The sequence below is a fragment of the Escherichia sp. WS1265 genome, from assembly GCF_046487585.1.
GTDB classification, from domain to species: Bacteria; Pseudomonadota; Gammaproteobacteria; order Enterobacterales; family Enterobacteriaceae; genus Escherichia; species Escherichia coli.
Genome location: NZ_JBJQJE010000092.1, coordinates 1 through 702 on the forward strand (window position 1 = coordinate 1; position 702 = coordinate 702).

1 pseudogene is annotated in these 702 nt (G+C 54.7%); it reads left to right on the forward strand.

The window, feature by feature from the left end:
• Positions 1 to 65: 65 nt before the first annotated feature.
• Positions 66 to 702 (forward strand): annotated as a pseudogene (locus tag ACJHX3_RS24985) (IS3-like element IS3 family transposase); the annotation flags it as partial.

The window sequence follows — 702 nt, forward strand, 5'->3', positions numbered from 1 at the left end:
TGATCTTACCCAGCAATAGTGGACACGCGGCTAAGTGAGTAAACTCTCAGTCAGAGGTGACTCACATGACAAAAACAGTATCAACCAGTAAAAAACCCCGTAAACAGCATTCGCCTGAATTTCGCAGTGAAGCCCTGAAGCTTGCTGAACGCATCGGTGTTACTGCCGCAGCCCGTGAACTCAGCCTGTATGAATCACAGCTCTACAACTGGCGCAGTAAACAGCAAAATCAGCAGACGTCTTCTGAACGTGAACTGGAGATGTCTACCGAGATTGCACGTCTCAAACGCCAGCTGGCAGAACGGGATGAAGAGCTGGCTATCCTCCAAAAGGCCGCGACATACTTCGCGAAGCGCCTGAAATGAAGTATGTCTTTATTGAAAAACATCAGGCTGAGTTCAGCATCAAAGCAATGTGCCGCGTGCTCCGGGTGGCCCGCAGCGGCTGGTATACGTGGTGTCAGCGGCGGACAAGGATAAGCACGCGTCAGCAGTTCCGCCAACACTGCGACAGCGTTGTCCTCGCGGCTTTTACCCGGTCAAAACAGCGTTACGGTGCCCCACGCCTGACGGATGAACTGCGTGCTCAGGGTTACCCCTTTAACGTAAAAACCGTGGCGGCAAGCCTGCGCCGTCAGGGACTGAGGGCAAAGGCCTCCCGGAAGTTCAGCCCGGTCAGCTACCGCGCACACGGCCTGCCTGT